5 protein-coding genes, 1 other RNA gene and 2 pseudogenes are annotated in these 5,279 nt (G+C 63.4%); 1 reads left to right on the top strand and 7 read right to left on the bottom strand.

All coding sequences use genetic code 11. The annotated features are described in order from the left end of the window. From EN925_RS21990 to ffs, 7 genes and pseudogenes are all read right to left on the bottom strand, one after another. Positions 1-249 (bottom strand): annotated as a pseudogene (locus EN925_RS21990) (lytic murein transglycosylase); the annotation flags it as partial. A 26-nt stretch (positions 250-275) separates the two neighbouring features. Further along, positions 276-881 carry a recombination mediator RecR gene (gene recR, locus EN925_RS21995; RefSeq protein WP_013527928.1) on the bottom strand — a complete coding sequence of 202 codons (606 nt, stop codon included), beginning with the start codon at positions 879-881 and terminating at the stop codon, positions 276-278. A gap of 191 nt (positions 882-1,072) precedes the next feature. Beyond that, complete coding sequence (locus EN925_RS22000) at positions 1,073-1,999, bottom strand: cell wall hydrolase (RefSeq protein ID WP_013527929.1); 927 nt, start codon at positions 1,997-1,999, stop codon at positions 1,073-1,075. Positions 2,000-2,229: 230 nt separating this feature from the next. Next, positions 2,230-2,637 carry a hypothetical protein gene (locus tag EN925_RS22005; RefSeq protein WP_127368035.1) on the bottom strand — a complete coding sequence of 136 codons (408 nt, stop codon included), beginning with the start codon at positions 2,635-2,637 and terminating at the stop codon, positions 2,230-2,232. A 14-nt stretch (positions 2,638-2,651) separates the two neighbouring features. Then, positions 2,652-2,975: a YbaB/EbfC family nucleoid-associated protein gene (locus EN925_RS22010; RefSeq protein WP_013527931.1), complete on the bottom strand. Its 324-nt coding sequence runs from the start codon at positions 2,973-2,975 to the stop codon at positions 2,652-2,654. A gap of 30 nt (positions 2,976-3,005) precedes the next feature. Further along, a complete protein-coding gene (locus EN925_RS22015; protein ID WP_127368036.1) occupies positions 3,006-4,826 on the bottom strand; it encodes a DNA polymerase III subunit gamma/tau in 1,821 nt (606 codons plus the stop codon). Between the two features lie 105 nt (positions 4,827-4,931). Beyond that, an RNA gene (gene ffs / locus EN925_RS22020) (signal recognition particle sRNA small type) lies at positions 4,932-5,028 on the bottom strand. Positions 5,029-5,200: 172 nt separating this feature from the next. On the opposite strand from ffs, the pseudogene EN925_RS41665 reads away from it, so the two are divergent. Further along, positions 5,201-5,279: pseudogene (locus EN925_RS41665) on the top strand (HIT family protein); the annotation flags it as partial.

Here is a 5,279-nt window from a genome sequence, read left to right on the forward strand (position 1 = left end):
GTCGAAGGCGGCGTCGAAGGTGGTTTTGGAAATGCCTTTCGCCTTGGCCTGTGGCCAGAGGTCGTTCTGCAGCCAGGCGCGGAACTGGTCGTCGATCTTTGCGGCGGAGGCGGGGGTGGAAAAGACCGAGAGAAGAACTGCAAAAAAGGAAAACAGAACCAATCTGAGAGGTTTGCGTTCCTTCGCACCCCTCTCCGTCCTGTCGAGGGGGGTGCTTGGCACCAGCCTGGAAGGACGCGCAAAAATCATGACCCGCATCCTCTGCCGCAACTTTGTCAAAACGCCGTCCGCGAACGCAGCGCCGCGGCCAGCGTGCCCTCATCGAGATAGTCGAGTTCGCCGCCGACCGGCACGCCATGCGCAAGGCGCGTCACCTTGATGTCGAAGCCGGACAACTGGTCGGTGAGGTAATGCGCGGTCGTCTGGCCCTCGACCGTCGCGTTGACGGCAAGGATGATCTCCTTGACCTCGCCGCCGGCGACGCGATCAACCAGCGAGCGCATGTTGAGCTGCTCGGGGCCGATGCCGTCGAGCGGCGACAGCGTGCCGCCGAGCACGTGGTAGCGCACATTCATCGCCGCCGCGCGCTCCAGCGCCCACAGGTCGGAGACGTCCTCGACGACGATGATGGTGCCGGCATCACGGCGCGGATCGGTGCAGATCATGCAAGGGTCCGATGTATCGACATTGCCGCAGGTCGAGCAGATGCGCACCTTGTCGGCCGCCTCGGCCATGGCGGCGGCAAGGGGCGACAAAAGCTGCTCTTTCTTCTTGATCAGATGAAGGGCGGCACGCCTGGCCGAACGGGGTCCCAGCCCCGGCACCTTGGCCAGGAGCTGGATCAGACGTTCGATCTCGGGACCGGCGATTCGCTTCGACATCGCTCTGATCTAGAGCAATTCCAGGAAAAGTGCGAAGCGGTTTTCCGTCCGGAATTGCGTCAAAACGAAAAGCTGGAGCGGTTCACCGTTTCCGCGAAACGGTGAACCGCTCCAGGATTTTTCAGAGCGCTTTGGAACATCTGCATCCGCATGACCGCCATATTGGGCCTTGGCGGACCGCGGGGCGCAGATCAGTTGGTCTCGAGCGGCCGGCCCTGGCTGACAATCATCGCGCCAATGGCGTCTGTGTTCTCAGGCGTCGACTGGAACCCCATCGACGCCTCTTGCGGCGCGTCTTGAACCGACGAGATGACCCTTGTGTTCAAGCTTCCGCCAAAACGCGCGGCATCCGGCTCTTCCATCGGCTCCTGCATCGCCACCACCGTCGGCTCTTGCGAGACACGCGCGGATTTCGCGGCCGGCGCGGCGGCGGCGGTCACATAGGTCTGCTGGGCGGGAGCGGATCGAACGGTTGCCGTCCTGGCTGGACGCACCGGCTCGGCGGACGCGACCATCGTCACCGGCGCGGCTGACTTGTCGGGCGCCGCCGAGGCAATAGCGACCTGCGGCTCATCCGGCAGCGGCTGCCAGTTGCGGCCGCGCTTCTCGTAGAAGGCATTGCCGCCGGCAACCATGGTGTAGTGCATGTTCTTGTAGGGGAAGCGGAGGCCGGCTGTGTGGAAGAACATGGTGTTCTTGAGCTTGGACTTGCGCTCGCCCTTCAGCACCGCGTCGGCGGCTTCCTCGACATCGGGCATTGCGCGTGAATTCATCGGCCTTGTCATGACACCTGGCGCGAACTGCCCGGGCTCGCCCACCACTTGGCAGATGGTGCTGCCATGGTTGCCGGAGCGCAGCCGGTTCATCACCACCGTGCCGACCGCGATCATGCCGTCGCGGCTCGAGCGGTTCGACTCGAAGAACATCGCCCGTTCCAGGCATTCCTTGTCCTTCGGCGTGTGGCTGTAGGCCCCTGAACTCAGGAAACCCGGCGTGATGGCGTCGGTCAGGCTGGCGACGGACATGCCGTGTGAAGTGGTCTGGCTGCAGGCAGCCAAAAACAGGGGTGAAATGACGGCGCCGAGCAACAGCGGCGTCTTCCATCGCGTGGAAATCAACAGGTAACCCTCTCACTTCGTGCCCGCCCCCAGGCTGCGGCAAGAATGAGACACTTTCGGGCAAAATGATGGCCAAAACGTTATTAACAACGTACTGTTGCCAAATTGGCACAATTTCGTGGCTTTCCAGATAGATCGAGCCGTCATTTCACAAAAGCGATGACCGCTCTCTCTTTGTTTCGCCGCAATTGCCCCAAGGGAAAGCACCACGCGATTTTTCCTGAAGCGATCTACCGCCCGGCCGCTATCGCGGCCGGCTGGCCAGGCTCAAGCTCCTCGACCCTCTCCGAAAACAGGCCGCGCCGGAGGAACAGCGTCCGCGCCTCCCTGGCCGTCGGCGCGATCTTTCCCGGCCAGTCGCTGTCTATGAACTCAGCCTTGGTGAAGTCCGGATTTGTCTCGCTTGCCGCCTCGAGGAATTCGGCGATCTCCAGCACGATCGCGCGCTCGTCCTTCGAAAGCGCCGATGTGCCGGCTTCGATCGATGGGCGATGGAGGAAATCCTCGAACAGATAGAAATAACCCTTGATGCCGACGAGATCGACGCCGTCGTCACAATCGGCCAGGATTTCCAGGATCTCGTAGATCCTGTTGCGGATACGCTGCTCGATCAGTCTTTCGGACGGCTCTTCGGCCATGGCCGCACCGAAGGCTAGAAGGGCAGTTTCATTCCCGGCGGGATCGGCAGGCCCGCGGTCAGCGCCTTGGTCTTTTCCTGCATGATCTGCTCGACCTTGGTCTTGGCGTCGTTGTGAGCGGCCAGCACCAGGTCTTCCAGGATCTCGACATCGTCTTCCTTGAACAGAGACGGATCGATCTTCAACGACTTCATCTCGAATTTTCCGGTCAGCGTCACATTGACCAGGCCGCCGCCGGCCTGGCCGGACGCTTCCAGCGTGGCGATCTCGTCCTGCATGGCCTGGAACTTGGCCTGCATTTCCTTCGCCTTGCCCATCAGGCCGAGAAGATCTTTCATGGTCGGGTCCTTTGCGGATTCGTGGCTGGATCAGGGTTCATCGTCGTCAGCCGGCGGCTCGACCGGCACTTCGGCCTCTGCCGTTTCGGCTTCCGGCGCGTCCGGAATGCGCACATCGATGATCTTGGCACCGGGAAAGCGCGCCAGGATGGCGGCCACTGTCGGGTCGCTCTTGGCATCGAGAAAAGCCGTCTCGCGTTTGGCCGATTCCATTTCGGCGAGCGTCTGGCCGCCCTCTTCCTTCGACAGCGAGACAAGCCAGCTGCGACCGGTCCAGGCGCGCAATTTCGTCGTCAGGTCGTTGAGCAGCATCTTGGGCGCATCGCTGGTCAGGCCAACGTCGATGCGGCCGGGCTCGATGCGTACAAACCGGATGCAGCTTTTGACCAGCACCTTGAAGGCGATGTCGCGCTGCGCGTCTGCCAGGGCAATGATGTCGGCCAGCGATTTCAGCGGCGCCGATTGCGCCTCCGTGACCGGCTCCGGCGGAGCGACGTAGGCAACGGGCGCAGGCGAGGCTTCGACCAGCCGCATGGTCTGCGCGCCGCCCGGGCCAGACGGCATGCGCGTCTGCGCCACCGCGCTGACGCCGTTGCCGTTGCCTCCTCCCCCTGCGGGCGCCCCATTTGGGCGCAGCGCGCCATTCTGCACCGGCGCGGCGCCTTCAAGCGATCTCAACGCCTCGTCCAGCGTCGGCAGGTCGGCGGCATGCGCCAGCCGGATCAGCACCATTTCGGCGGCACTGACCGGCCGGTTGGAGGACTGCACCTCTGGAATGCCCTTGAGCAGCATCTGCCACGTCCGCGACAGCACCCTGACCGACAGCGTCCTGGCGAAATCGGCGCCGCGCTGCCGCTCGTCCTCGGATAGCGAGGCATCCTCGATGGCCGTCGGCACGAAACGCAGCCGGGTGACGAGGTGGTTGAATTCGGCAAGGTCGGTCAGCACGGCGGCCGGATCGGCGCCGGTATCGTACTGCGCACGGAATTCGCCAAGGGCTGCCGCCACATCGCCTTTCATCACATGTTCGAACAGGTCGACGATGCGGGCGCGGTCGGCAAGCCCCAGCATCGCCCGAACCGCGTCGGCGCCGACAGAGCCGGCGCCATGGGCAATCGCCTGGTCGAGGATGGAGAGCGAATCACGAGCCGAGCCCTCGGCGGCGCGCGCGATCATCGCCAGCGCGTCGTCGTCGACCGAAATGCCCTCCTTGGCCGAGATCGAGGCGAGATGCCCGACCAGCGCGCCGGCGTCGATGCGCCTCAGGTCGAAGCGCTGACAGCGCGACAGGACGGTGATCGGAACCTTGCGGATTTCGGTGGTGGCAAAGATGAATTTGACGTGCGGCGGCGGCTCTTCCAGCGTCTTCAGAAGGCCGTTGAAGGCCTGCGTCGACAGCATGTGCACTTCGTCGATGATATAGACCTTGTAGCGGGCCGAGACCGGCGCGTAGCGCACGCGCTCGATGATGTCCCTGATGTCGTCGATGCCGGTGTGCGAGGCGGCGTCCATCTCGATGACGTCGACATGGCGGCCTTCCATGATCGCCTGGCAATGTTCGCCGAGGACGGCAAGGTCGACCGACGGCTGGTCGATATCAGTGGTTTTATAGTTCAGGGCGCGCGCGAGGATGCGCGCCGTCGTCGTCTTGCCGACGCCGCGCACGCCGGTCAGCATCCAGGCCTGGGCGATACGGCCGGTGGCAAAGGCGTTGGTGAGGGTGCGCACCATCGGCTCCTGGCCGACCAGCTCGGAGAAGTTCGAAGGACGGTACTTGCGTGCCAGCACGCGATAGGCGGCGGCCTTGCCTATCTCCAGGCTCTTTGGTCCCGAATTTCCGGCTTCGCTCATACGCCCGTAAAGCTCCAAATGGCCGCGCCCGAAGGCGGCCGATTCCTGCGCATAGTCTCGCCCGCGCTGCAATGCGTCGTCAATGTCGCGAGAGGGGCCGATGAGGTGGGAGGCTGGAACAATGACCCGTTCCGGGCTCGTTAGGGCTGCTTCCTTCCGGACCTGACCCGGTTGGCGAGTGGATCGTCCACCACCAACCTCCCGCTTTCCATATCGGCAATTGCGCGACGAAATGCAAGTGCGCCGCAGAAATCGCAAAAATATGGAATTGGCGCACCAAAGCGTGAGGGGCGCAATGATTCGCTTGCAGCCCCCCTGCCGCCGCTCTAGCGTTCCTGCGTTTGAGGAAAACAAGAAAAGCAAGGGAAACGCCGATGCTGCCGGGCCTGAAGGCCGGATTCACGCTGGACGCACGGCTGGAGGCGGACAGCGAGCAGTTGATGTGGCTTGGGC

Source organism: Mesorhizobium sp. M7A.F.Ca.US.006.04.2.1 (genome assembly GCF_004022915.1).
GTDB classification, from domain to species: Bacteria; Pseudomonadota; Alphaproteobacteria; order Rhizobiales; family Rhizobiaceae; genus Mesorhizobium; species Mesorhizobium ciceri.